The following is a 729-nucleotide window of genomic DNA, read 5'->3' as shown; positions in this document are numbered from 1 at the left end:
CCGCTCACGCGCATTCCGGCGACGATGACGAAGACGGCGAGGGCGGTCCCGCGCTCGCGCCGCGTCGCTGTGCGGAGTCGTCGGAGGGGCGGGCCAACACGCACGCGGTGGCCGGCGAGGTCGATTGCATGAGCGCGACGCTGGGCGCGCTCGAACACGCGGTTGCGCTCCACGAGGTCGCCTTGCAGGCGTATCCGGGCCGCAGGCCGACCGACGGCGGCCGCCTGGGCTCGCCGTTCGGCAATCGCATCGATCCGTTCTCGAAGCGGCTCAGCTTCCATCCGGGCATCGATCTCGTCGCGCCCACCGGCACGCCGATCCTGGCCGCCGCGGGCGGCCGCGTGATCTTCGCGGGTCAGAAAGCGGGCTACGGCAACGCCGTGGAGATCGATCACGGCAACGGCTTCGTCACGCGCTACGGCCACGCCTCGAAACTCGAAGTGAAGGCGGGCGATGTCGTGCTGCCGGGCGAGCATATCGCCGACGTCGGTTCGACGGGGCGCTCGACCGGCCCGCATCTGCACTTCGAAGTTATCGTGCGCGGCGCGCAGGTCAATCCGTCCGATTACCTCGCGCTGTTCGGCGCTTATCGCGTGGGCGCGGGCGAAAGCGCCGAGCGTGCCGATCGCGCGGATCGCGGCGGCCGGGCGAATGGCTGACGCGCGCCCCTCCGCGCGCGTGCGCACGGACGCGAGGCGTGCGTTCGAACTCCAGCCGGTGCGTTCGCGC

The 729-nt window shown here is 71.6% G+C and carries 1 protein-coding gene; it reads left to right on the top strand.

Annotation, left to right across the window (positions count from 1 at the left end; genetic code table 11):
- Positions 1–659: M23 family metallopeptidase (locus G3N97_RS39115; RefSeq protein WP_205998041.1), on the top strand; the 659-nt coding region annotated here is incomplete at its 5' end.
- Between the last annotated feature and the right edge of the window lie 70 nt (positions 660–729).

The sequence above is a fragment of the Paraburkholderia sp. Ac-20347 genome (genome assembly GCF_017104805.1).
Classification (GTDB): domain Bacteria; phylum Pseudomonadota; class Gammaproteobacteria; order Burkholderiales; family Burkholderiaceae; genus Paraburkholderia; species Paraburkholderia tropica.
This window is presented reverse-complemented; position numbering and strand designations above follow the sequence as displayed.